The 23,139-nt window shown below is 46.5% G+C and carries 25 protein-coding genes; 13 read left to right on the forward strand and 12 right to left on the reverse strand.

Features of this window, described 5'->3' with window-relative positions; translation table 11 throughout:
* Positions 1-47: 47 nt before the first annotated feature.
* Positions 48-749, reverse strand: coding sequence for a DNA/RNA nuclease SfsA (gene sfsA, locus HCJ96_RS09385; RefSeq protein WP_169210800.1), 702 nt, complete (start codon positions 747-749; stop codon positions 48-50).
* A 63-nt stretch (positions 750-812) separates the two neighbouring features.
* Here sfsA and pepB point away from each other — a divergent pair, with 63 nt between their 5' ends.
* Entirely contained in the window at positions 813-2,099 is a 1,287-nt protein-coding gene (gene pepB, locus HCJ96_RS09390; RefSeq protein ID WP_169210801.1) for an aminopeptidase PepB, read from the forward strand.
* Between the two features lie 61 nt (positions 2,100-2,160).
* Here pepB and HCJ96_RS09395 read toward each other — a convergent pair whose 3' ends face one another.
* Complete coding sequence (locus HCJ96_RS09395; protein WP_169210802.1) at positions 2,161-2,343, reverse strand: helix-turn-helix domain-containing protein; 183 nt, start codon at positions 2,341-2,343, stop codon at positions 2,161-2,163.
* 165 nt (positions 2,344-2,508) lie between these two features.
* Here HCJ96_RS09395 and HCJ96_RS09400 point away from each other — a divergent pair, with 165 nt between their 5' ends.
* Both HCJ96_RS09400 and HCJ96_RS09405 read left to right on the forward strand, forming a co-directional pair.
* Entirely contained in the window at positions 2,509-3,111 is a 603-nt protein-coding gene (locus HCJ96_RS09400) for a YhgN family NAAT transporter (protein WP_169210803.1), read from the forward strand.
* Entirely contained in the window at positions 3,108-3,707 is a 600-nt protein-coding gene (locus HCJ96_RS09405; RefSeq protein ID WP_169211135.1) for a DUF416 family protein, read from the forward strand. Before HCJ96_RS09400 ends, HCJ96_RS09405 begins: the two co-directional genes overlap by 4 nt.
* Here HCJ96_RS09405 and rsmD read toward each other — a convergent pair.
* A complete protein-coding gene (gene rsmD / locus HCJ96_RS09410) occupies positions 3,679-4,263 on the reverse strand; it encodes a 16S rRNA (guanine(966)-N(2))-methyltransferase RsmD (protein WP_169210804.1) in 585 nt (194 codons plus the stop codon). The two genes, HCJ96_RS09405 and rsmD, sit on opposite strands and share 29 nt — an antisense overlap.
* A gap of 85 nt (positions 4,264-4,348) precedes the next feature.
* Between rsmD and ftsY the strand changes: the two genes are divergently transcribed.
* The 3 genes from ftsY to ftsX all read left to right on the forward strand — a co-directional run bounded on the left by ftsY (position 4,349) and on the right by ftsX (position 7,560).
* Complete coding sequence (gene ftsY / locus HCJ96_RS09415; protein ID WP_169210805.1) at positions 4,349-5,824, forward strand: signal recognition particle-docking protein FtsY; 1,476 nt, start codon at positions 4,349-4,351, stop codon at positions 5,822-5,824.
* 72 nt (positions 5,825-5,896) lie between these two features.
* Positions 5,897-6,583, forward strand: coding sequence for a cell division ATP-binding protein FtsE (gene ftsE, locus HCJ96_RS09420; protein ID WP_169210806.1), 687 nt, complete (start codon positions 5,897-5,899; stop codon positions 6,581-6,583).
* Positions 6,580-7,560 (forward strand): permease-like cell division protein FtsX, encoded by a 981-nt coding sequence (gene ftsX, locus HCJ96_RS09425; protein WP_169210807.1) that lies wholly within the window; start codon positions 6,580-6,582, stop codon positions 7,558-7,560. The genes ftsE and ftsX overlap by 4 nt, the downstream gene beginning before the upstream one ends.
* Positions 7,561-7,606: 46 nt before the next feature.
* Here the strand turns inward: ftsX and HCJ96_RS09430 are convergent, their stop codons facing one another.
* Both HCJ96_RS09430 and HCJ96_RS09435 read right to left on the reverse strand, forming a co-directional pair.
* On the reverse strand, positions 7,607-8,845 hold the full coding sequence (locus tag HCJ96_RS09430; protein WP_169210808.1) for an EAL and HDOD domain-containing protein: 1,239 nt from the start codon (positions 8,843-8,845) through the stop codon (positions 7,607-7,609).
* 185 nt (positions 8,846-9,030) lie between these two features.
* On the reverse strand, positions 9,031-10,251 hold the full coding sequence (locus tag HCJ96_RS09435) for an EAL and HDOD domain-containing protein (protein WP_169210809.1): 1,221 nt from the start codon (positions 10,249-10,251) through the stop codon (positions 9,031-9,033).
* A 331-nt stretch (positions 10,252-10,582) separates the two neighbouring features.
* Between HCJ96_RS09435 and rpoH the strand changes: the two genes are divergently transcribed.
* On the forward strand, positions 10,583-11,437 hold the full coding sequence (gene rpoH / locus HCJ96_RS09440; RefSeq protein WP_169210810.1) for an RNA polymerase sigma factor RpoH: 855 nt from the start codon (positions 10,583-10,585) through the stop codon (positions 11,435-11,437).
* A gap of 93 nt (positions 11,438-11,530) precedes the next feature.
* On the opposite strand, the gene HCJ96_RS09445 is transcribed toward rpoH, so the two are convergent.
* The 3 genes from HCJ96_RS09445 to pip all read right to left on the reverse strand — a co-directional run bounded on the left by HCJ96_RS09445 (position 11,531) and on the right by pip (position 13,975).
* Positions 11,531-12,460, reverse strand: a complete 930-nt coding sequence (locus HCJ96_RS09445; protein WP_169210811.1) for a YiiD C-terminal domain-containing protein — start codon at positions 12,458-12,460, stop codon at positions 11,531-11,533.
* Between the two features lie 106 nt (positions 12,461-12,566).
* Positions 12,567-13,004, reverse strand: coding sequence for a D-aminoacyl-tRNA deacylase (gene dtd / locus HCJ96_RS09450; RefSeq protein ID WP_169210812.1), 438 nt, complete (start codon positions 13,002-13,004; stop codon positions 12,567-12,569).
* Positions 13,001-13,975 (reverse strand): prolyl aminopeptidase, encoded by a 975-nt coding sequence (pip, locus tag HCJ96_RS09455; protein ID WP_169210813.1) that lies wholly within the window; start codon positions 13,973-13,975, stop codon positions 13,001-13,003. Before pip ends, dtd begins: the two co-directional genes overlap by 4 nt.
* 80 nt (positions 13,976-14,055) lie before the next feature.
* On the opposite strand from pip, the gene HCJ96_RS09460 reads away from it, so the two are divergent.
* The gene (locus HCJ96_RS09460; protein WP_169210814.1) at positions 14,056-14,292 is read left to right on the forward strand and encodes a hypothetical protein; all 237 of its coding nucleotides are present in this window, start codon (positions 14,056-14,058) and stop codon (positions 14,290-14,292) included.
* Positions 14,293-14,295: 3 nt separating this feature from the next.
* Complete coding sequence (locus tag HCJ96_RS09465; protein WP_246261283.1) at positions 14,296-14,937, forward strand: DUF2959 domain-containing protein; 642 nt, start codon at positions 14,296-14,298, stop codon at positions 14,935-14,937.
* Between the two features lie 43 nt (positions 14,938-14,980).
* Here HCJ96_RS09465 and HCJ96_RS09470 read toward each other — a convergent pair whose 3' ends face one another.
* Positions 14,981-15,850, reverse strand: a complete 870-nt coding sequence (locus tag HCJ96_RS09470; protein WP_169211137.1) for a virulence factor BrkB family protein — start codon at positions 15,848-15,850, stop codon at positions 14,981-14,983.
* 104 nt (positions 15,851-15,954) lie between these two features.
* Positions 15,955-16,875 carry a methylenetetrahydrofolate reductase gene (gene metF / locus HCJ96_RS09475; RefSeq protein WP_169210815.1) on the reverse strand — a complete coding sequence of 307 codons (921 nt, stop codon included), beginning with the start codon at positions 16,873-16,875 and terminating at the stop codon, positions 15,955-15,957.
* Positions 16,876-17,029: 154 nt separating this feature from the next.
* Here metF and metJ point away from each other — a divergent pair, with 154 nt between their 5' ends.
* Positions 17,030-17,350: a met regulon transcriptional regulator MetJ gene (gene metJ, locus HCJ96_RS09480; protein WP_169210816.1), complete on the forward strand. Its 321-nt coding sequence runs from the start codon at positions 17,030-17,032 to the stop codon at positions 17,348-17,350.
* Positions 17,351-17,391: 41 nt separating this feature from the next.
* Here metJ and HCJ96_RS09485 read toward each other — a convergent pair whose 3' ends face one another.
* Together HCJ96_RS09485 and rpmE are read right to left on the reverse strand one after the other, a co-directional pair.
* Entirely contained in the window at positions 17,392-18,633 is a 1,242-nt protein-coding gene (locus HCJ96_RS09485; protein ID WP_169210817.1) for a malic enzyme-like NAD(P)-binding protein, read from the reverse strand.
* 347 nt (positions 18,634-18,980) lie between these two features.
* Entirely contained in the window at positions 18,981-19,193 is a 213-nt protein-coding gene (gene rpmE, locus HCJ96_RS09490; protein ID WP_169210818.1) for a 50S ribosomal protein L31, read from the reverse strand.
* A gap of 255 nt (positions 19,194-19,448) precedes the next feature.
* On the opposite strand from rpmE, the gene priA reads away from it, so the two are divergent.
* The 3 genes from priA to hslV all read left to right on the forward strand — a co-directional run bounded on the left by priA (position 19,449) and on the right by hslV (position 23,111).
* On the forward strand, positions 19,449-21,626 hold the full coding sequence (priA, locus tag HCJ96_RS09495) for a primosomal protein N' (protein ID WP_169210819.1): 2,178 nt from the start codon (positions 19,449-19,451) through the stop codon (positions 21,624-21,626).
* 126 nt (positions 21,627-21,752) lie between these two features.
* Positions 21,753-22,343, forward strand: coding sequence for an SPOR domain-containing protein (locus tag HCJ96_RS09500; protein WP_169210820.1), 591 nt, complete (start codon positions 21,753-21,755; stop codon positions 22,341-22,343).
* Between the two features lie 243 nt (positions 22,344-22,586).
* Positions 22,587-23,111 carry an ATP-dependent protease subunit HslV gene (gene hslV, locus HCJ96_RS09505; protein ID WP_169210821.1) on the forward strand — a complete coding sequence of 175 codons (525 nt, stop codon included), beginning with the start codon at positions 22,587-22,589 and terminating at the stop codon, positions 23,109-23,111.
* The last annotated feature ends 28 nt before the right edge of the window (positions 23,112-23,139 follow it).

Genomic DNA, 23,139 nt, shown 5'->3' on the forward strand with positions numbered 1-23,139 from the left:
AGCAAGGCGCAAATATGGCGTTTAGTTAGAAAAAATCAACTTTTTTTTTACAAAATAACGGGGAGTGGTTGATTTATTGCTATTTTTTGTTCGCTGATAGTACAACCTAACGCCCTCACACCCACGCCTTTTTGGCTGGCAAACAATACGGCATCGGCGTAGTCAGGATCAATATGTTTGGCCAGTGCGACTTCTTTTATACCCGTATGTTGAACACAAAATATTAATTCCGCCTGGATGCCCTGGTCAGCCAGTTTTGCCAGCGCCAGGCAATGTTTCGCACCACGGATGGTTTTTGCATCAGGAAACAGCCCTCGCGTTCCCTCAGCCAGAGTGACCGATTTAACTTCAATATAAATGGGCTCATCCGCCATCATTAATCTAAAGTCAAAGCGACTGTCACTACCAGCGGGTTTGACTTCGGCTTTAATTTCCTCCGCCTGTTCAAATCCCAAAACGCGTTGTTCCCGTAGTGCTTCGGCAACTAACTTATTAGCATTATGGGTGTTTACGCCAATAAAGTGGTGGTCAAAAGTTTGTGCGACTTCCCAGGTGTATTTTAATTTGCGTTTCGGGTCATGGCTGTAGCGCAGAAAAGCGTTAAAACCCGGTTGCGCACATCCGGTCATTGCACCGGTATTAGGGCAGTGTGCAGTAACGATGTTGCCATCTTCTAACTGTATATCGGCTAAAAAACGTTTGTAACGTTTAATAAGTTTTCCTTTAATCAGAGGCGTACTAAACTTCATAGTTGAAAAATCGACTAGGTGAACCAAGATCTCTAGTTTATCAAAGCTTATTAAGGATTTGTTATGTCACAATTTACTGTCTCGTTGGCAACACAACCGGCAACATCAGGTTGGGGTGAAAATGCGCTGTTAAGTTTTACTGAAAATGGCGCCATTATCCATTTGCCAGAGTCAGGCGACGGTTTGCTGGCGATTCAGCAAGCAGCGCGTAAACTGGATGGATTAAGTATTCCGGAGGTTATGCTGACAGGTGAATGGCAGTTCGAACACCAGTGGGTTTTTGCGCTAAGTTTCACGCGGGCACGCAATCCCTCAAAAATACACTTTTGCGATAATGCTGACAGTGACCGCATTCAAAAATGTTATCAGGCAATGTTGTTTACCCGCAAGCTGGTTAACGATACACCAGAAGAGCTGTCGCCTGAAAACCTTGCCAGCCGTGCAGCAGAATGGATCAAGTCGCTGGCTCCCGATGCAGTGAGCTATTCGATGACAACCGGAGAGGCACTCGCTGAAGCTGGTTGGACAGGTATTTACAATGTTGGCCGGGGCAGCGAACGACCGCCGGTGCTGTTAGAATTAGATTACAACCCCACCGGTAATGACAATGCACCGGTAGCAACCGCGCTGGTTGGTAAGGGTATCACCTTTGACAGTGGTGGTTACTCGATCAAGTCCAGTGAAGGCATGCTGGACATGAAATGTGACATGGGGGGCGCGGCAACGGTGACTGGCGCGCTCGGGCTAGCTATATTACAGGGGCTCAATACGCGAGTTAAACTGTTCTTATGCTGTGCAGAAAACCTCATCAGCGGCCACGCTTACAAATTAGGCGACGTTTTGACTTATAAAAATGGCGTCACTGTTGAGGTTGTGAATACCGACGCGGAAGGGCGCTTGGTATTGGCCGATGGCTTAATGGCGGCCAGCGAAACCGGCGCATCACTGATTCTGGATGCTGCCACTCTGACTGGTGCTGCGACGGTGGCGTTGGGTAACGATTACCATGCCGTATTCAGTATGGATGACCGTGCCAGAGAGATGATGCTTGATTGCGCTAAATCAGAGTCAGAGCGCTTCTGGCCATTACCGCTGGAACAATGGCACAAAGATCGTTGTCCTTCTTCGTTTGCCGATACCGCAAACAGTCGACCCCAGAAAGGAGGTGGCGGCGGTGGCGCGTCTAATGCGGCAGGTTTTCTGGCCCGGTTTGTGGACCCAGAAGGCAAGGGCTGGATACATCTTGATTTAGCCGCGGCGTACCACGGCAAAGGGTCATCAGAAATGCCCGTGGGAGCCAGTGCAGTAGGGATTCGATCGATTGCTGCGTTGCTGAAACAGCAGGGCTAACATACTCGCAGCCCGAATGGGGAATTCGGGCTGCCTGATTTAAAGTGGTGATATAGCGTAATTAAATACCACCTAAGCGTTCCGCCAGTACTTTATATCGCTCTACATCATCTCGTTCGAACATGGGATTGCCGTCGACATCCTTTTTCTTTGCCACTAACAAGCTTTCGCGCTCGAGTCGTTCCACCCGTGCTTCTTGAATATCCAAGTAGGCTGCGACTTCTTTTACGGTCATTAAACTCATTTCTTATTATCCTTTCTGGAGTGATAGTATTAGTTAAGCGTAAATGCGACAATTCGCTGTGATTTTTCTTGATAAAACGTTTAACTTTAGGTCGTTTGATGCTTAATTTAACGTTTAAAACACAATAGTAACAGTATTTTTTGCTCGTTGGGGAGACTGTCAGTCATGGATACATGGTCGGCCGCGGTAATGTTATTTCTGATCATGGACCCGCTTGGAAACCTGCCGGTCTTTATGTCGGTGCTTAAAACCATCGAACCTAAGCGACAGCGTTTTATTTTAGCGCGTGAACTGCTTATTGCTCTGGGGATCCTGTTCATATTTTTGTTCAGTGGGCAGGCCGTACTTGATTTTTTGAATGTTCAACAGGAAACGGTCAGCATCGCCGGGGGGATAATCTTATTCCTTATCGCGATTAAAATGATTTTTCCCACGTCCGGTAATGCGGCAGGGTTGCCGGTGGGTGAAGAGCCGTTTATCGTGCCACTGGCTATTCCGATGATCGCGGGCCCTTCAACAATGGCAGCGCTAATTCTGTTAGCCAATCAAAACCCCGACCGTATGATGGATTGGACCATCGCATTGGGGGCTGCCTGGTTGGTCAGTGCAATCATTTTATTGTTTTCAGGTTTGTTCCACAAATTGTTGGGTGAGCGTGGACTAATAGCAATGGAGCGCTTGATGGGGATGATTCTGGTCATGATCGCGATCCAGATGTTGTTAGATGGGGTGAGTGGTTACTATTCCCCTGATATAGGAACGAAATAATGTCGAACAAATTGAACACGTTTGCTCGAGTGCGTGAGCTCGAAGGGTGGAAAGCGGTAGCGTTTAGCGCGGCGCTACTTGAACGCATGGTACCTAACTACGAACTCTTTTGTGCCGCAGCGAATGTCGAAGATGACAATGTGTTGCGCAAGTGTTTGAATTTGATTTGGGAGTCACTATTAAGCCCAAAAAGTAAAATTAACTTTTCGTTGCAACTGGAAAAGGTAGAAGAGGCGACGCCGGACACCGCAGATCACGACTCATTTGGGGTATACCCGGCAATTGATGCGGCTATCGGGGTCGCAGCCTGCCTCAATTTGTTATTAAAACAGGATATGCAGGGCGCAGTGGTGATCAGCAAGCTGTCACAGGGCAGTGTGGAAAATTACTTGCTCGCGATGGGTGAGGCAAACGAAGATAATGTGCGCGCACATCCGTTGATGGAATTTGAAATTGAGGTGCAGGCGCAGCTTTTGGATTATCTGAATCGCGCCTCACATCAAAAAGACGCTTGTAAGCAGGTTAAAGAACTGGCGCTGGAAGAGGGTATTTCTAATCTGGGCATCGTTATCGACGATGAAGCAGCCAACAGCTGACTTGCGCAGTGTGTTTTTGCTTAAGTATTTCAAGGTCGTCGGGGAGTCGCGGAATAGGTTGCTGCGACTCTTGTTCAACGTATATCAGGCCATCCGCAGAGAGTAAATTAAAACGCTGAACTATATCGATAGCTTGTTGTGTTAAGCCCTGATGAAAAGGCGGATCAATAAAAATAATATCGAAAGACGACGACAGCAATGTCGCCACTTGCACAGCGTCGCCCTGTTTGACGGTAGCTGAAGCGCCCAGTAAGGCAATGTTTTGGTTAATCCCCTTCACAGCGGTTTTGTCCTGTTCTATAAATGTGCAGTGTGCCGCGTAGCGAGACAATGCCTCAAAACCCAAACCGCCTGAGCCAGCGAACATATCCAGCACATTCGCATCACGTGTGTCGTGCATCAACCAGTTAAACAGCATCTCTTTGTTACGATCTGTGGTAGGGCGTAAACCCTGCGCACTAATGACTGGAAGTTTGCGACCCCGCCACTGACCACTGATAATTCTTATCGAGCCAGAGGTTGTTCTGGAATTGGCTTTTTTTGAGGCTCGCTTCATTAAGTCTGACAATGCTATGATAGGAAAATTCGATGATGGCAAGTGTAGCCTACTTTGTATTTTGATATAAGGAATTGTCCCCGCAATGTCCAAACTTTTTAACTGGTTTAAAAAGAACAAGTCACCTGAAAAAACGCCTTCAGAGGACATCACCGATTCACCAGAAACGCAATCTGAGTCCAGCTTAACGCCTTCAGAGCACGAAACACCCGTGGCTGAACAAACACCCGCAGGCGAAGATGCTCCGTCAACCCAACAATCTGCCTTTGTAGAACGAGATCCTTCAACGCAAACAAAGCCTTCAGTGGAGAAAGAACCCTCAGCGGAAAAAGAGCCCTCAGCGGAAAAAGAGCCCTCAGCGGAGAAAGAGCCTTCAGCGGAGAAAGCATCTTCAGCAGATAAAGAGCTGTTAGTCACCGAGGCTCCTTCAGTACAACCCGAGTCGGTTGCAGAGTTTCAGCCACCCATCCAGCAAACGGAGACAGCTGACAATGAGTCGATGGCTGAGTCTGATGCAACGGTTTCAAAGCAGCCTGCTGACGAGGGTAATGTTCCATCGGTCACCGCAACCGAGTTGGAATCAACCAGCCATGATGAAGTCAAGTCAACTGAATCGGCAAAGCCGCGTCAATCTTTATTTCAACGCTTAAAAGCCAGTCTGGGTAAAACCCGTACCAACCTCGGCAGCGGTTTTATCAGCCTGTTTAAAGGCAAAACAATTGACGATGATCTCTATGAAGAACTGGAAACCCAGTTGCTGATGGCTGACGTCGGCATGAATACCACTCAGAAAATTATTGATAAGCTCACCGATAGTGCTAAGCGCTCAGATCTAAAAAATGCCGAAGCGCTTTATGGAATTCTCAAAACCCAATTGCACGACATGCTGTTAAATGTCGACCAGCCACTTGATGCGGTGATGAGAACCCACGATGCCAGCCAGGGGCCTTTCGTAATTCTGATGGTGGGTGTTAACGGCGTAGGTAAAACCACCACCATAGGCAAGTTAGCCAAGCAGTTTCAGCAGCACGGTAAAAAAGTGATGCTGGCTGCGGGTGACACATTCAGGGCGGCAGCAGTAGAACAGCTGCAGGTGTGGGGTGAGCGCAACAACATCCCGGTGATTGCCCAGCCAACGGGATCGGACAGTGCGTCAGTACTTTACGATGCGCTGGAATCGGCGAAATCACGTAAGATGGACGTGCTGATAGCAGATACGGCCGGGCGTCTCCAGAACAAAGATCACCTAATGGAAGAGTTAAAGAAAGTGGTTAGAGTGATGAAGAAACTCAATCCGGATGCCCCACATGAGGTGATGATGGCACTTGACGCGGGCACCGGCCAAAATGCAATCAGTCAGGCCAAATTGTTTAGCCAGGCGGTTGGGCTGACGGGCATTACGTTAACGAAACTGGATGGAACTGCCAAAGGTGGAGTAATATTCTCACTGGCTGACCAGTTTGGTATTCCCATTCGCTATATCGGTGTTGGCGAAAGTATTGACGATTTGCGTTCATTCAACAGTGATGAATTTATCGACGCTCTATTTAGTGAAAAATAGGCAGCGAGTAGTGAGCCGTTAGCAGTGCCAATAATAAAAACAAAAAAGTAGCAGGTTGTTAGGGATGTCTTCATGATTAAATTTGAGCAGGTCAGTAAAACCTATCCTGGCGGACAGCGCGCGTTGAGCAAGGTTAATTTTCACATTGAACCGGGCGAGATGGCGTTTCTGACCGGGCATTCCGGCGCAGGAAAAAGTACACTGCTTAAACTGATCAGCATCATGGAGCGGCCGACGGTGGGGCGGGTGCTTATCAACGGTCACGATCTCAACACTATTACGCGTCGACAAATAGCCTTTATTCGGCGCGATATCGGCATGATATTCCAAAACCACCACTTACTGATGGATAAATCGGTATTTGATAACGTTGCCTTGCCTTTGATTATCGAAGGCTATACGCGTAAAGAAACCTCCCGTCGGGTTGAAGCGGCGCTGGAAATGGTGGGGCTAAGTCAAAAAGCCAAAAATTCGCCATTGATGTTGTCGGGGGGCGAACAACAACGAGTTGGTATCGCCCGGGCTGTGGTCAACAAGCCGCCATTATTACTCGCGGATGAGCCTACGGGTAACCTCGACCCAAAATTATCCATGGAGATCATCAGCCTGTTTGAAGATTTCAACCAAGCCGGGGTGTCGGTATTTATTGCAACCCACGATTTAGGCCTGATTGCACGCATGCGTTATCGCACATTGACCTTACGCAATGGGCAAATGATCACTGATGGCTTAAATGAAGATGAGGGAGTGTGGCAATGAGTTTATTGTTTAAAGGTCGCTCTCAGGGGGCCAGTGACGTGCGGATTGGTTTCACTCAACTTATTTCTATGTTATTTGTCAGTCATCTGCGCCAGGCGTTAAACAGTTTGGGCGAACTATGGCGGCAGCCGGCCGCGTCGATTATGACGGTGGCGGTGTTGGGGCTGAGTATCACACTGCCCAGCACACTGTATATTCTGGTTAAGAATACCGAAAAAATCAGTGCAGGCTGGGATCAGGCGTCAGAGATCTCACTTTTTCTGACCCCGCAAACCACCGCCGGAAACGCACAGCAGTTGCTGGCCCGCTTATCCACCTGGGAAGAAATTGATTCAACGGTTTATGTACCGGCAGACGAAGCCTTGCAGGAGTTTCAACAACTTTCTGGGTTAGGTGATGCGGTTGCTTATTTAGAATCTAACCCGTTGCCTGACGTCATTTTGGTACGACCGACTGAGAAATTCGCCAACCCCACCGCTGCAGCGGCATTGTTGGATAAACTTAAACAACAGCGGGAAGTGGATATTGGCAAACTGGATATTGAGTGGCTGGAACGGTTATACGCACTGCTGGATATTGCCCGCGAACTGGTATCGTTGATAGGGATTTTACTGTTTCTCGCCGTTGTACTGATTATAGGTAATACGATTAGACTTAATATTCTTAACAAACGCGATGAGATAGTGGTGATGAAACTTATTGGTGCCACCGACTCATTTATTCATCGCCCCTTCTTATATACCGGATTTTGGTATGGATTACTTGGCGGCTTGCTCGCCTGGCTCGCAGTGATCATTATTTTGTGGTGGATGGACAGCAGTATTGAAGCATTTGCTGCGTTATATCAAAAAGACTTCAATATCACCGGGCTCACCGGAAGTGCGCTATTTACTATGCTGGGTTTATCTGTGGGATTGGGGCTGGTGGGCTCAATGATTGCTGTGCAACGGCACGTCCGAGAAATTGAGCCTAGCTAAATGAAAGAGGTAATACCAACCAGGTATTACCTCCCTTAAATTTATTTTACCTGATAGCCGGGCGCGGAAAGTAAGCTGAAATGGCATTCTTCACGCCATTGCCCCAGACGATGGCCTGATTGTACAAGCTGTGCAAGTGTTTCTGATCAATGTCGAGTGTTTTCGATTGCTTAACAACGTTCAACCATAATGCCCCTTCCAACGCTCTGACCAACTGGATATAGCTATTAAATTCTTTGCTTTTACCCAACAACGCGTCATTGACGCTTTCTGTTAAGGGTAACTGTTTAAGAATGTCTTCTATATTTTGGTCTAACAAGGCGTCCAGCATTGAGAACAGCCCCACCAGAAAGCCGATGGGCGGATCAGTATTCATCTTTCTTTCCTGGGATAGTAAATCAAAAAACTTAGCCCGCACCAGTGACATATGAATCAGCTCCAGTGGCTTATCGTCACCCAGATTAGCCAGGGACAGCAGGGCAATAAACTTTTTGATTTCAATTTCGCCCATGAAATTTAATGCGTGTTTCAAAGACGTAATCTTGAAGCGTTTATTGATTGTGGGGTTATTGATGAACCTCAGCAGAATGTAGCTTAACGCAGCGTCACGCTCAATGATCTGGTTGATCCGTTCCAAATCAAAATGAGACTGAGAACTCTCGCCCATCAAATCCACTAAATTCATTTTTGAGGCAGGTAGCTGGCGCTGAATGCGGGTTTCAGGCTGGGCAAAGAAATACCCCTGAAACAAATCAAACCCCAGATCACGGCAGGTATTGAACTGATCATACGAATCCACCTGCTCTGCTACCAGACGTATGTTCGAGTCTAAAAAGCGTGGAATTTTTTGTTCAATAACTTCAAAGCGACTTTTTGATACATCAACCTTAACAATGTCAATCAGGGGAAAAATTTCGTGCTTGCCACTGATCATCATTGGATCGTCAATGGCCAGTTTAAAACCCAACTGCTTAATGTGCTGACACGCTTCCAGCAATCCAGCCTGTTGGGTGGGGCTTTCAGTAATTTCTACCACCACGGTTTCAGGATTGAGTGTGGTCGGGAATCGCGATATCAGGGTGTCTGAACTGAAGTTGATAAAGGATGTTTTTTCGCCGCTGATATCATCCAGCCCTAACGCGTGAAACCGCTGGGAAATATAGCGTACTTTTTCTGGATCCAGGTCGGGAAACGTTCCACCTTTTCCATCCCTGAAAAGCAGCTCGTATGCAAACACATCTTTTTCCCGATCAAGGATCGGTTGGCGCGCAATAAAAGCAAACATGTTGTTGAACTGATTCCTCACGACAAATACTTCTTTTTTATAATTATAATAAAGCCCACATCTGGGGATATGTGGTTTGGTATAAACATCACTTTACCCTACGGCTAAATTATAATCTACTTTTTCACAGCGTGAGGACAACGTGAAAACACGCAGGTTACCGGTAGAAAGCACAAGCAAACATACTACTCTCGTGTACACGACTGCATGGATCTACCCCACTTAATCGATTCATTATAAAAACCGTGCAATAAAGTTTGTTTAAGCTTATGTTTTGCTGACATTTTTTTGATTCCGGCCCAGTTGGCACTTTCAAAATGTTGAACCATTAGCAGGCAATCTTTCAGCAAATTCTGTTTACCGCACAGCGCATCCTTTACGCCCTCACTGATAGGAATCTTGTTCATCAAGCCTTCCATCGGTTGCTCCATCAGTGCATCCAATAGCGAAAGCAGGCCCGTCAGAAAGCCAGTCGGCGGATTTTCTTTCTGCTTTAATGCCACGGACACCAATTCACAAAACTTGGCCCGTATCAACGACATCTCCATCAGTTCACTCGGTTGGCCTTCACTGAGATTGGCCAGCGCCAGCAGCGCAATGAATTTTTTCACTTCTACTTCGCCCATATAGGTGAGCGCATGTTTAAGGGAAGTGATTTTATTACGCTTATTGAATAGCGGATTATTGATAAAGCGCAACAATAAATAGGTGAGTGACACATCCCGTTCTAAAATGGCGTTTACTTTGTCAAAGTCCATTTTAACTGAGGAACTGGCAGTCAATAACTCCAGAATCGTCAGTTTTGACGATTCTAACGTGCGGTGACGGACCAATTCCGGATAAGCAAAAAAGTAACCCTGAAAGTAATCGAAACCCATCGCTTTAAATTTCTCGAAATCTGCATATGTTTCGATTTTTTCAGCGACCAGTTTGATTTTATGTTCTTTTAGCTGCGGAACAAGTTCGGCAATTTCATCCACTGTCATGGTGGTGATGTCAAACTTAACAATTTTGGTAAATGGTAAAAAAGGCTTCCACTTTTCAGTGGCATCGTAGTCGTCCAACGCCAGATTAAATCCGAGTCCGCGTAAATGCTTGCATGCACCAATGAGCTGCTTATCAACTTCTATGGTTTCCAGTATTTCGATGACAACCTGTGAGGGATCAAGTGAAGTGGGGAAACGATACATTAAGGTATCGCGATGAAAATTGATAAATGCAAGTTTGTCACCCACAATTTCTTCCAGACCGAGGCTTAAGTGGCTGGAAGTCAGCAATTTGGACGTTGCTTCGTCAGGCGGAATGTCAGGAAAACAGTTCTTTTCACCGTCTCTGAAAAGTAACTCGTACGCAAATACCTCACGGTTTACGTCAAATATGGGCTGTCGCGCTATATATGCAAACATAGTGTTCCTGTTAGTTTTCCGTTTCTAACCTCGAAGTTAGCTAGCGGTCTGACAAAGGTCTTATTTGAAATTGTTATCAACTTTTTAGTAAGAGTTTATATTTTTATCATTTTGTCGCGTTTAACAACAATCTATCAGGATAAACTTCATTCACTATACGCTTAAGATAGTTTAATCTAAATCAGATTGGGAACTTTTTTCGTATTAGGTAGGTCTTGTTATTTACTCAACACACGTTATATTTCTTTCTTTGTTGAGTAGCAACTGGTGATAAACTCGCAACGTGCTTTTTGCAATGTTATACTGGGGCGTGTTTTAAATTGAGGTGAATATGAGCAACAATTTGCAATCGATGGCCCTTTCAGTACCTCACCACGGTAGTATTGAGGGGTATATTCAAGCAGTGAGCGGCATTGATATGCTGACTGCGGCAGAAGAACGTGATTTAGCTACGCGCTTACGTGAAGAAGACGATCTGGGCGCGGCAAGAAAGCTGGTCATGTCACATCTGCGTTTTGTCGTGCATATTGCAAAATCTTACTCTGGCTATGGCTTACCTCAGGCTGATCTTATTCAAGAAGGCAACATCGGTTTGATGAAAGCCGTAAAACGATTCGACCCCACGGTGGGCGTCAGACTTGTTTCGTTTGCTGTACATTGGATTAAAGCGGAAATTCATGAGTTTGTGCTCAAAAACTGGCGTATTGTGAAAGTAGCCACCACCAAAGCGCAACGTAAATTATTCTTCAACTTGCGCAAGGCTAAGAAGCGTCTGGGATGGTTCACTCACGCCGAAGTGCAGACGGTTGCGGACGAACTGGGTGTAAGTACAAAAGAAGTGCTTCAGATGGAAGCGCGCATGAGTAGCCAGGATCAAGCGTTTGATTTATCTGCTGATGATGACGAAAGCGGTAGTTTTGCACCAGTACAGTTTCTGGAAGATAAAAGCGCCGATGTTGAAATGGATGTGATTAACAATGATTGGGACAGCAATGCGTCGAAACGCTTGTACTCAGCAATCAAAACACTGGATGAGCGTAGTCAGGATATTATTGAAACCCGTTGGTTAGCAGACAGCAAAATTACGTTGCAGGATCTGGCTGATAAATATCAGGTTTCAGCTGAGCGCGTGCGTCAAATTGAAAAGAACGCGATGAAGAAGCTGCAGGCAGCTATGGTTGCTTAAGCGATTTTCAGTATTGATATTCAGTAAAAAACGCCTCTTTATTAAGAGGCGTTTTTTGTGGCTTTGACCAAAGTAAAGTAAACGTCGAAAAGGTTACTCTTCTTCTGAATCATCCTTGCTGACTTTCTTGGGCGGCAAAACCCAGTAAACCCCTTTAAATTCGGCTACTGGGTCATCGCCATCTAAAATATCTACTTGCAGCGTTAATTTCGCCTTTTTATTTTTATCCAGCAGCCCCAGCTTACCTGATAACGATTCAATGTTGCAGATAGCGCGGGGTTTCATGGTAATGGGCTTATGATAGTGAATGTCCCCGTCACCCAACACAATATCGCCACGCACATTTTTTTCTTTCAGTTGCAGAAAGATCATGCCCCAGCCGGTGAGGGTAGCCAACGAAAATATACTGCCGGCAAACATGGTGCCGTGAATATTTATATTCTTGTTCAATGATGCCCGGGTCTCCAGTGTTCTACCAGTAAACTGGTGAATCTTAATACCCATGTGATCAGTAATCGGGATGGTATCAGACCAGGTTTTCTGAAGTTCCTTGCACCAGTTAGGGTGCATCACCAGTGAACTTAAGTCACTTAACTTTTTCACCATTTGCTGGCGGCGCAAGGTGCCAAGTTCAGTAGGCGCTTCTCGTTCAACAGCAAAACCGCAGGCAGTAAAGAAAGGAATCGATAACTCCCTGCTGTTGGTCACTGCTCTGATCGCACCTAAATCCCGTGCAACCGCTTCCAGCGCTCCCAGAATCATTTGTCCTAACCCTTTTCGCTGAAAATCTGCATGCACAGCAATGTGCCTGATTTGGGCTTCTTCAGCGGTATTCAGGTGCACTCTACCGCAGGCAACGATGTCACCGGCACTGTTTATAATCATGCGATGTTCAGCAACTTGCTCGTATTCGTCTTTTTCTGAACCCGGAGGAAAGTTCCAGGGTTGCCTAAGGTATGTCCAGCGAAAAGTATAGTAAGCGTTGAATTCCTCTACGCTTTTGGGTTTTACAACTCTAAACACAAACAAACCATATAGTGAACCATAATAAATCCATTAAACATGAGGGACGATAACGAAACAAGCTCTTTATCTGCAAACGCACTGATGGAGCATAGGTAAGCTTCTGCTACACCTGAAACGTAAAAGTGACTGGGCCATCGTTGATCAATGAGACCTGCATGTTGGCGCCAAACTCACCTGTTTGAGTAGGGACACCCGTGGCAGCAAGCTTAGTGACAAACTCATTGTACATTTGCTCACCATGCGCTGGCGTTGCGCCCCGTGAAAAGCCAGGACGGTTGCCTTTAGTGGTGTCTGCCACCAGAGTAAACTGAGAAACGACCAGTATGCTTCCGTTAACCTGCTGTACGTTCAGGTTCATTTTATTCTCTTCATCGGCAAATAGACGGTACTGGGTGACTTTTCTAATTAATTTCTCAACGTGACTCTGGTTATCCTCGCGCTCGACTCCCAGCAACAACAGAAGGCCCTGATTGATCTGTCCAACAATACGCTTTTCAACGATGACACTGGCCTCACTGACTCGCTGTATAACACCTATCATTCCTGCTCCTTAATGAATCTTGCCATGTCTCGGGTTGCCCTGCACAGCGCATAGCCGATACCGGGTTCTGAGGTACTGTGTCCGGCATCGGGGACCATTTGCAAACGACTATTTGGCCAGGCGCTATGCAACAGGTATGCACCTTCTGGTTTACACACCATATCATAGCGACCGTGGATCAAAATCGCTGGTAGGTGGGCGATTTTATCGATATTTTGCATAATATAATTTTCTTCAATAAAGCACTTGTTGAGTAAATAATGGCATTCGAGTAAGGCCAGGCTGGTCACCAGATGCACCGGATATTGCGAGGTAATATCTCCTGTACCCAGCGGCAATACTAATCGTGAAAGCCGCTCTTCCCAGCAGTACCAGCGCTTAAGAGCAGCAAGCTTATTGACTTCATTCTCACTGGCAAAAATTTCGTTGAAGGTATGAAGAATTGCGGCAGAGTTTGCTGGTGAAGGGGTACCCTGAGCAAATTTCTTAAAATATTCCGGGAAAAAAATCGCGCCGCCGCCACTTTCGGAAATAAACCAGTCGATATCTTCCTGGCGGCCTAAAAAGATACCGCGCAGGATCAGTCCATACACAGCCTCTGGTTGCTCCATAGCATATAGCAACCCCAACGTGGTTCCCCACGAGCCGCCAAAGACCACCCACTTATCAATGTTGAGGTGCTCTCGCAGAAGGCAGATATCAGAAAGCAAATCCTGGGTGGAATTGTGACGTAAATCACCAAACGGTCGGGAACGACCACAACCGCGTTGCTCAAAACCAATAATGCGATAGCGGCTGGAGTCAAAAAAGCATTTATAATTGGGTGAAAGGCCTGCACCGGGCCCACCGTGGAGATAGACGACTGGGATCCCCTCCGGGTTGCCACTTTGCTCGTAGAAAATTTCATGCTGGGAATCGGTTTTGAGATACCCACTGTGATAAGCAGCAATATCCGGATAAAGTCGTTTCATTTTATTTCAGCTCATTGTGTGCTGGGTAAAATTAGTATATTAATGAAACACATTCTAATCATAAATGCGAGAGAGTTGATATGGCAGGTCAAGGTTCAGGTGGAAACGTGATAGCAGCAATATGTAATGTATTTTTAGCCGGATTGGGCCAATTAGTCCAGGGTCGAGTATTAAGAGCATTATTATTTTTTATTTTCACCTACGGCTGCTATTCACTGTCGATGACAGTTATTCTGTTTTTCTTCTGGCCAATTGGATTTATCTTCCATATCTGGTCAATCATTGATGCAGCCAAATACCGAGGGCGGGGGCTGTAACCGATGAAAACACGTTCACTAGCATTTTTCACTATGATTCTTATGCTGTTGTCAGGCTGTCAGTCAGCCTACTATGCTGCGTGGGAAAAAGTCGGCGTTGAAAAACGTGAGATTATGGTTGATAGGGTGGAAGATGCCCGTGAATCGCAGGAAGATGCTCAGGAACAATTCAGTTCAGCGTTGGAAGAATTCAGCGCCTTGATTAATTTCCAAGGCGGTGAACTTGAAGAAGTCTACGAAAGACTCAGCGATGAGTATAACGATAGTAAGGCCGCAGCAGATGAAGTGTCGAACCGAATCAACAAGGTCGCCTCAGTGGCAGATGCGCTTTTCGATGAATGGGAAGACGAGCTGGAACGTTACCAGAATGAAAATTACCGTCGCACCAGCGAACAGCAATTGCGTGATACCCGACGTAAATATGAATCCATGCTAAGCGCCATGCGCAAAGCAGAAGGTACCATGACACCGGTGTTACGCAAGCTGGAAGATAATGTTCTGTTTCTGAAACATAACCTGAATGCCAGCGCCATCGGCTCGTTGGAAGGTGAACTGACAGTCATGCAGGCTGATATCCGCGTGCTTATACGCAATATGAGAAGTGCTATCGCTGAGTCAGATGCCTTTATTGCTTCGATGAAGTAATTTATCCCGGATCGCTAAATCAAACGTGCCTAATGTAAGCATATTATTCGTTAGGCAGCTCTCTGGGTTCCTCACTGGCTTTATGTTCATCGAAGGTATCATTAAGACTGCAGGTGAATTCGGCACCAATCAGTACCACTATCCACGATAAATATACCCACAGGAACAAAATGGGCAGCGTTGCCAGCGCACCGTAAATAATCTGATAAGACGGAAAGTTAGTGACGTAAAAGGTAAAGCCATTTTTGGTAATTTCAAACAGGACGGTGGCAACTAGGGCGCCGGGCAGGGCATACTTTGGGCTCACTCTGCGGTTTGGCACCAGCATGTACAAAATTACGAATGCCAGCATGGTGGTCAAGCTTGGCACCATTTTTAAAAAAGTCGTCCCCAGTCCGGGTGTGTACTCTTCGGCAAACGTAGCAATGCCCGACAAGTAAGAGGTAACTACAACACTGGAACCAATCAGCATGGGGCTTAACGTAATCACCATCCAATAAATTGCCAGCGTATAGATTAGCGGCCGCTCGCTGGGCGTACGCCAGATACGGTTTAAGGTTTTATCCACATTGGAAATAAGTAACAGGGCTACAACCAACAGCGATAAGATACCAATGGCACTCATCTCAGCGGCATTCGAGACGAAGGATAAGATGTGCTCATGCACCACATCACTGGCCGTTGGCACAAAATTAGTAAAAATAAAATGTTCCAGCTTGCTTCTCACTGATGCGAAAGCGGGAAATGCAGACATCATGGTAAACGTCACCATAATAAAAGGTACCAGCGACAGTAACGTTACATAAGCCAGGTGACCGGCTGAAATGGTAATATTATCGCTGGCGCAACGTTGCAAAAAGATACGACCAAAATCCCGAATACGGCGCTGATTTTTGTGCCACATAGCCTTCATTCTTTCTGCGTTCACATTACACTCCATTTGCTTGCGGATTGATAATAATACAATTTTTATCCAGCACTTTGCCTAAGTGTAACGGCTAGTTCAAATAGGTAAAACTAAATTTTCCTCAACAATGCGGGTTCTTCGTACACGCTTTGCTCACGTTTACCCAGCATATGGCATATGGCGTAACTTAATTCGCAGCGGTTGAGGGTATAAAAGTGAAAGTGTTTGACCCCTTCTTTTGCCAGTACCTTCACCATATCCAGCGCAATGTTTGCGCCCAACAGGTTACGGGTGGTTTGATCATCATTATTTAACCCATCAAAGGTTCGATGCAACCAGCCAGGGATATGCACATTGGTGAAGCCTGCGAATCGCAGCAGGGTTTGATAATTGGTTACCGGTAAGATGCCAGGTACTATGTCCAAATCAATCCCTGCCGCCGCAGCGCGATCGCGAAAGCGTAAGAACACGCTGGTATCAAAAAAGAATTGGGTTATTGCCTCGCTCGCACCTGCCTGTGCTTTACGACGTAAATTGAGTAAATCGAATTGCGAATTGGGTGCTTCAGGATGTTTCTCTGGATAGGCCGCCACGGAAACATCAAAATCCGCCACCTCTTTTAACAGTTCCACTAAATCTGCGGCGTACATTTCTGTTTTACTGACACCCTCAGGGAGATCGCCCCGTAATGCGACAATCCGTCGGATCCCTGAGTCCCAATAATCTTTGGCAATTTGGCGAAGTTCTTCTTTGCTGGCGTCAACACAGGTTAAATGCGGTGCTGCGGGTATCCCCGTTTCCTGATGAATACGCTTAACCACGTGGTGGGTTCTGTCACGCTCGCCACTGTTCGCTCCGTAGGTGACTGACATGTAAGCGGGATTCAGTGGTGCCAAACGCTCGACTGACTTCCATAGCGTCTGTTCCATTTGCTCCGTCTTAGGCGGAAAAAATTCGAATGAAACATCAATATCTGTTAATTCAGCCAACGACTGATTTAAGGCATCGATTCCTTGCGCATATGAAACCATGGTCCAACCCACCTTATTTGTAGACGTTTAGACGTCCAAATTATGTTATATATGGATAGACGTCAAGCAGTTTACACTGCTTAATTGACCTTTTTTGGATATTGGTTAGAATTTCCAGTCATAACGATACCCTATAAAAGATGACGAGACCCTTATGGCAGAATGGAACGGTAAATATATACATCCGTACGCAGAGCACGGCAAGAAAAGTGAACAAGTAAAAAAAGTCACCGTGTCTATACCAACCAATGTACTTAAAGTGCTTACCGATGAAAGAACACGCAGGCAGATCAACAACTTAAGACACGCAACAAATTCAGAACTACTTTGTGAAGCGTTTTTGCACGCGTTTACAGGTCAGCCCCTGCCTGATGATGATGATTTGCGCAAAGACAACCCTAACCGAATCCCGGCGAACGCACGCAGCATAATGGAGGAGATGGGGATTGAACCAGAAATGGACGCTGAAGACTAAATAAATACAGGTGCCAGCATGTTGCCGGCACCCCGTTAACCTTATGCGTAACTGGCAGGCAACGTGTCCAGTCGCGCAACACCCGATTCAATAGCAGCAATTGCCACCGCTTTCGCAATGCGACCACACAAACGCGGATCCATAGGCTTGGGAATAATGTAGTTTTTGCCGAAACTTAAACTACTACTCTTACTGGCTTTTAAGACTTCCTCAGGCACCGGCTCTTTGGAGATGGCGCGAATCGCTTCCACCGCAGCCACTTTCATCTCATCATTAATTGCACTCGCGCGCACATCCAGCGCCCCTCTGAAAATAAAGGGAAAGCATAAGACGTTATTGACCTGGTTGGGGTAATCCGAACGTCCAGTTGCCATGATCAAGTCATCGCGGACACTGTGAGCAAGCTCCGGTTTAATTTCCGGGTCAGGATTAGAACAGGCAAACACAATCGGCTTGTCAGCCATCAGTTTTAGCGCATCGGGAGCCAATACGTCAGGGCCTGACACACCAACAAAAATATCAGCACCGTCCATCACGTCTTCAAGCGTGCGCTTGTCGGTGTTGTTAGCAAACATTTTTTTATGCTCAGTTAAATCTTCCCGTCGGGTATGAATAACCCCTTTGCGGTCAAGCATATAAATACGTTCACGCTGAGCACCACACTTAATCAGTAACTCCATACATGCCACTGCTGCGGCACCAGCACCCATACACACAATTTTGGCCGTTTGGATATCCTTGCCCTGAATCTCCAGAGCATTCAGCATACCCGCAGCGGTTACGATAGCGGTACCGTGTTGGTCATCATGAAACACCGGCACTTTACAACGTTTGATGAGCTCTTGTTCAATTTCAAAACACTCAGGCGCTTTGATATCTTCAAGGTTAATGCCGCCGAATGTGTCGGCAATATTTGCAACGGTATTGATGAATTCTTCTGTGGTGCGATGCTTTACTTCAATATCGATCGCATCCAGGCCAGCGAAGCGTTTAAATAGCAGGGCCTTGCCCTCCATCACTGGTTTTGATGCCAGAGGACCCAGATTGCCAAGGCCCAAAATCGCGGTGCCGTTGCTGATTACCGCCACCAGATTACCTTTAGCGGTATATTTGTAAGCAGCGTCAGCATCTTCAGCGATTTCGCGCACAGGCTCCGCGACACCCGGGCTGTAAGCCAGCGCCAGGTCATCTACGCTGTCAGCGGGTTTGGACAGCTCCACTTTAATCTTTCCCGGAGTGGGATAGGCATGATAATCCAGTGCTCGTTGTCTGAAATCTGACATTATGGCAATAGTCCTTACTGTGTAGGGTTGGTAAAAACGTTGTTATGCAATTTTCATGAACGTAGCCATTTTTTTATTGTGTTAACCTGCGCGTAACCTGCTTCAGAGGGTTACCGCTAAGCGTGACAACGGTTCATTATTGCGAATTTCAAATGGGCGGAACTCTATCACACCTTCATTTCCTCAACATATCAGATGAGGTACGCAGTGTTAAAGTAACTTGGCAGGAAAATAAACAAAAGAATTTGTTTTCAATTTTAGTTATTCACGCAGATTATAAAATGAGCAGAAACAAAAACGCCGGCATGATGCCGGCGTTTCGTTGAATTGCGTATTTGACGCAATTCTTATTTTTTGCCCAGTGCACCGAAACGCTTCTTGAAGCGATCAACACGACCACCAGTGTCAACGTTACGTTGCTTACCAGTGTAGAAAGGGTGGCAGTTTGAACATACGTCCAGGTTAATGTCTTTACCTAGCGTAGAACGAACTTTAATTGTATTACCACATGAACAGCTTGCAGTAATTTCTTTATATTCCGGATGGATATCTTGTTTCATGGTTTACCTCAAAAAAAGGCCGTATCGCTATTCAACCCGCAGTCAAACACCATACGTTATTAATAATTGCAGTGTTTCAGACGAAACCCCGCCAATAAAGGCCGCGCATAATAATAGAAGCTTAAGTTTTGGTCAAGTTATTTATCCCTTACCTTGCACCGCTGAAGCGGTTGAAGATTCTCCTGCCATGCGGTTATTAATTCGGTATGATTGGTTAACTTTTAAATTCATTACTATCTGGTTTGTCTGAATTGCATGTCACAGTGGTTTATTGATGTCGCCGTACCTGTCCCCTTGCGTCAAACGTTTACTTATCTTGCCGAGCATAAGGTAGAGAAAGGTTGTCGGGTCACCGTGCCGTTTGGTAAACGCACCCTGGTGGGGGTGGTGACTGCGGCTAGCGCTGAATTCAATGGCACCACCGACAAACTTAAGCCACTTCAGGAAGTACTGGACTCGTCACCCATACTGCCTCCGGTGATGATTTCGCTGTGTGAATGGTTAACACATTATTATCATCATCCTGTAGGCGAAGTTTTTCACACCGCACTGCCGGTGCTATTGCGCAAAGGTGACCCATTACCCACTGATTCACAATCCTATGTTGAAGTAGCGGGCGAAATTGACAGTGTAGCAGCTGAAAAACTTTCCCGCGCACCAAAGCAGCTGGCGTGTTTGCAGGCAATTAAACAGCAGCCTGTACCTTTAACTATTTTGAACAAGCAATTTTCGGCCGCCGTGGTCACTGCGCTGCACGAAAAAAAGTTTGTACACACTGTCGAAAGACCGGTTATCAACAAGCCGTGGCAATCATCTATAAGCATTGAGGCCAAACCCGCAGCAAATCGTGAACAAGCAGCAGCGATCGCCGCCATAAATCAAATAACCGGCTTTTCAACCTTGCTAATAGAAGGTGTCACTGGTAGCGGCAAAACGGAAGTTTATTTACAAGCGCTCGAACAAGTGTTGTTGGCAGGCAAACAGGTGCTGATCCTTGTGCCTGAAATTGGCCTCACGCCACAGACGGTGAATCGCTTTGCTCACCGCTTTGGTATCGATGTGGCGGTCCTTCACTCACAAGTGACTAATTCAGAGCGGTTACTGATCTGGCATCGGGCAAAAGCAAATAATGTCGGTATCGTCATTGGTACGCGCTCAGCCATTTTTACACCCTTCGCTGATTTAGGAATGATTATTCTGGATGAAGAGCACGACGATTCATTTAAGCAAAATGATGGCTTGCGCTACCATGCCCGGGATCTCGCCGTCGTTCGCGCAAAAAAGCAAGACATTCCGTTAGTTCTGGGGTCGGGCTCGCCTTCGCTGGAATCGCTCAATAACGCGCTATCCAAACGCTATCAGCACGTGCAATTGACCGCTAGAGCGGGCGGAGCGGCTGCGCCTGCTCATCACTTGCTGGATGCGCGCGATCAGACACTGCAATTTGGTCTTGCCGCAGGAACAATAGCCATTATCAAGTCGCACTTGGAGGCTGCCAATCAAGTACTGGTATTTATTAATCGCAAGGGTTACGCGCCAGCGCTGTTATGCCATCACTGTGGGCATTCAGTTGAGTGTAAACGCTGTGAGCAGCCATTTACCGTGTATCAAAAACCCCCACGTTTACAATGCCACCGCTGTGAAAAGACCAAACCCATACCACCTTCATGTACGGTTTGCGGCAGTCATGAACTTATTCCTTCCGGGACCGGGACAGAGCAGATAGAAACAGGCCTTGCGCAGTTGTTTCCGCAGTATTCGCAGGTTCGGATTGACAGCGATTCGATTAGAGGGAAAGACAAACTCGCAGGTATGCTTAAGAAAATTGACCGTCAGGAGTATCAACTCCTTATTGGTACGCAGATACTCGCTAAGGGGCATCATTTTCCGCACGTTACGTTGGTGGTGGTACTGGGTTGTGACGGCGCCTTATACAGTGCCGATTTTCGCGCACCCGAGAAGCTGGCTCAATTAGTAACTCAGCTGGCCGGGCGCGCGGGTAGAGCGAGCAAACCCGGGGAGATGTGGTTACAAACCCATTCACCGGATCATCCTTTACTGCAGGATCTGATTTGCAACGGCTATCAGGCGTTTTCCCGCTATCTTATTCAGGAAAGACGCCAAAGCGGGCTACCGCCTTTTCAAGTTCAATGTGCGCTACGCGCTGAGTCTGTGAATCCTGAACTGGCCTATGAATTTTTAATGCAGGCACGGCAACAATTGAATCAAGCGACTAGCATGCAGTTCGTCGGGCCGATACCGGCGATGGTGGAGAAAAAACAGGGTAGGTATCGATTTATTTTGATCGTATCAACGAATAAACGGTCGGTATTGCATAATGCGCTGCGAGCAAGTATTCCTAACATTACCCAATTGCCATTGTCATCGAAGGTGAGATGGTCGGTGGATATCGATCCTATGGATTTTAATTAACGCTATTTGTCATCTTGTACCTGTTTCGTAGCAGATGGTGGATAAGTGAGCAGCATTTTTCATTTATCCACGTTACACTGTTCGCCTTAACTGTGATCTACCCTTATTTTGGAAAGTACGCCGTTTATGGCTCAAAAAGATTATGTCTCGCGCGGGCGCACCCCGCAGAAAAACAATAAAAAAGCTCCCGCCAAAAAGCCGCAGGGAAAAAGACAGGCGAAGACCAAGGCTGACACATCAAATAATGCCAGCTTACCGTGGATGCGCCTTGTTGTCGTAATGGCCTTATTAATTGGTTTTGTGATTTTCCTGTGGTCAATTAAAGACTCTGCGGAGCAGAAAGTGGATTCGCCGGTCACCTCTGACGTTATAAAAAACAAAGATGATCTCCCGGAACTCCCTGAAGAAGAGTGGGAATACATTAAATCTTTGCCTGGCTACGAAGTGGAAGTGGACGTGGCTGAGCAGGAAAAGTCTGACAAGCGTTATCTGATGCAATGTGCCTCCTTCCGCACGCGCTCTCAAGCTGAAGAAATGAAAGCAACTATCGCTTTTCAAGGGCTGGAATCGCAAATCAGACCCAGCACGGGTGCCAATGGAGAATGGTTCAGGGTAATTTTAGGACCTTTCGATACTAAGCGTGATGCCGAACGCGCCAAACATACGCTACGTAAGGTTAATATTGCGACCTGCCAGATCTGGTTCTGGAACCTTTAATGATTTTCCGCGTTGACCTGCACTAACAGTAGACGCGGAAAAAGGTAAACTAACTTGTCGTTTTTATTTGGCGCGGGGTCTTAAAAATGGTCGCCCGCGGTGGCCTGACATAAGGGCTGGTGGGGATCATTAAAACAATCTGCTCTGGCCTTGAAATCCCTCAACCCTCCCCCACATACCTTTACAGCAATAAACTTCAGCATCTGAAGTGACTCTTCAAATTTAATCTAGTGGGGAATTTACGTGACCACAATTGTTTCAGTCAGACGCGATAACCAGGTAGTGATGGCCGGTGATGGCCAGGTTTCCTTAGGCAATACCGTCATGAAGGGCAACGCCCGTAAAGTACGTCGTTTGTATCACAATAAAATACTTGCAGGATTTGCTGGTGGCACTGCGGATGCCTTTACGCTATTTGAGCGATTTGAGGCTAAACTGGAAGCGCATCAAGGGCAAATTACCCGCGCAGCGGTGGAAATGGCGAAAGACTGGCGAACTGACAGAATGTTACGCAAACTCGAAGCGCTGCTGGCAGTAGCCGATGAGAATGCCTCTTTCATTATCACCGGAAATGGTGACGTGGTGCAGCCTGAAAATGATTTGATCGCAATCGGGTCTGGTGGGCCTTATGCCCAATCGGCTGCCACAGCGCTGTTGCAAAACACATCGCTTAGCGCAAAGGAAATAGCCGAAAAAAGTCTAACCATTGCGGGTGATATTTGCGTATTCACCAATCACAGCCATACACTCGAAGTGTTGGACTACTAGGGTTATCGATTTCACAGCGCCTCTTGCA

Source organism: Alteromonas ponticola (genome assembly GCF_012911815.1).
GTDB lineage: Bacteria > Pseudomonadota > Gammaproteobacteria > Enterobacterales > Alteromonadaceae > Alteromonas > Alteromonas ponticola.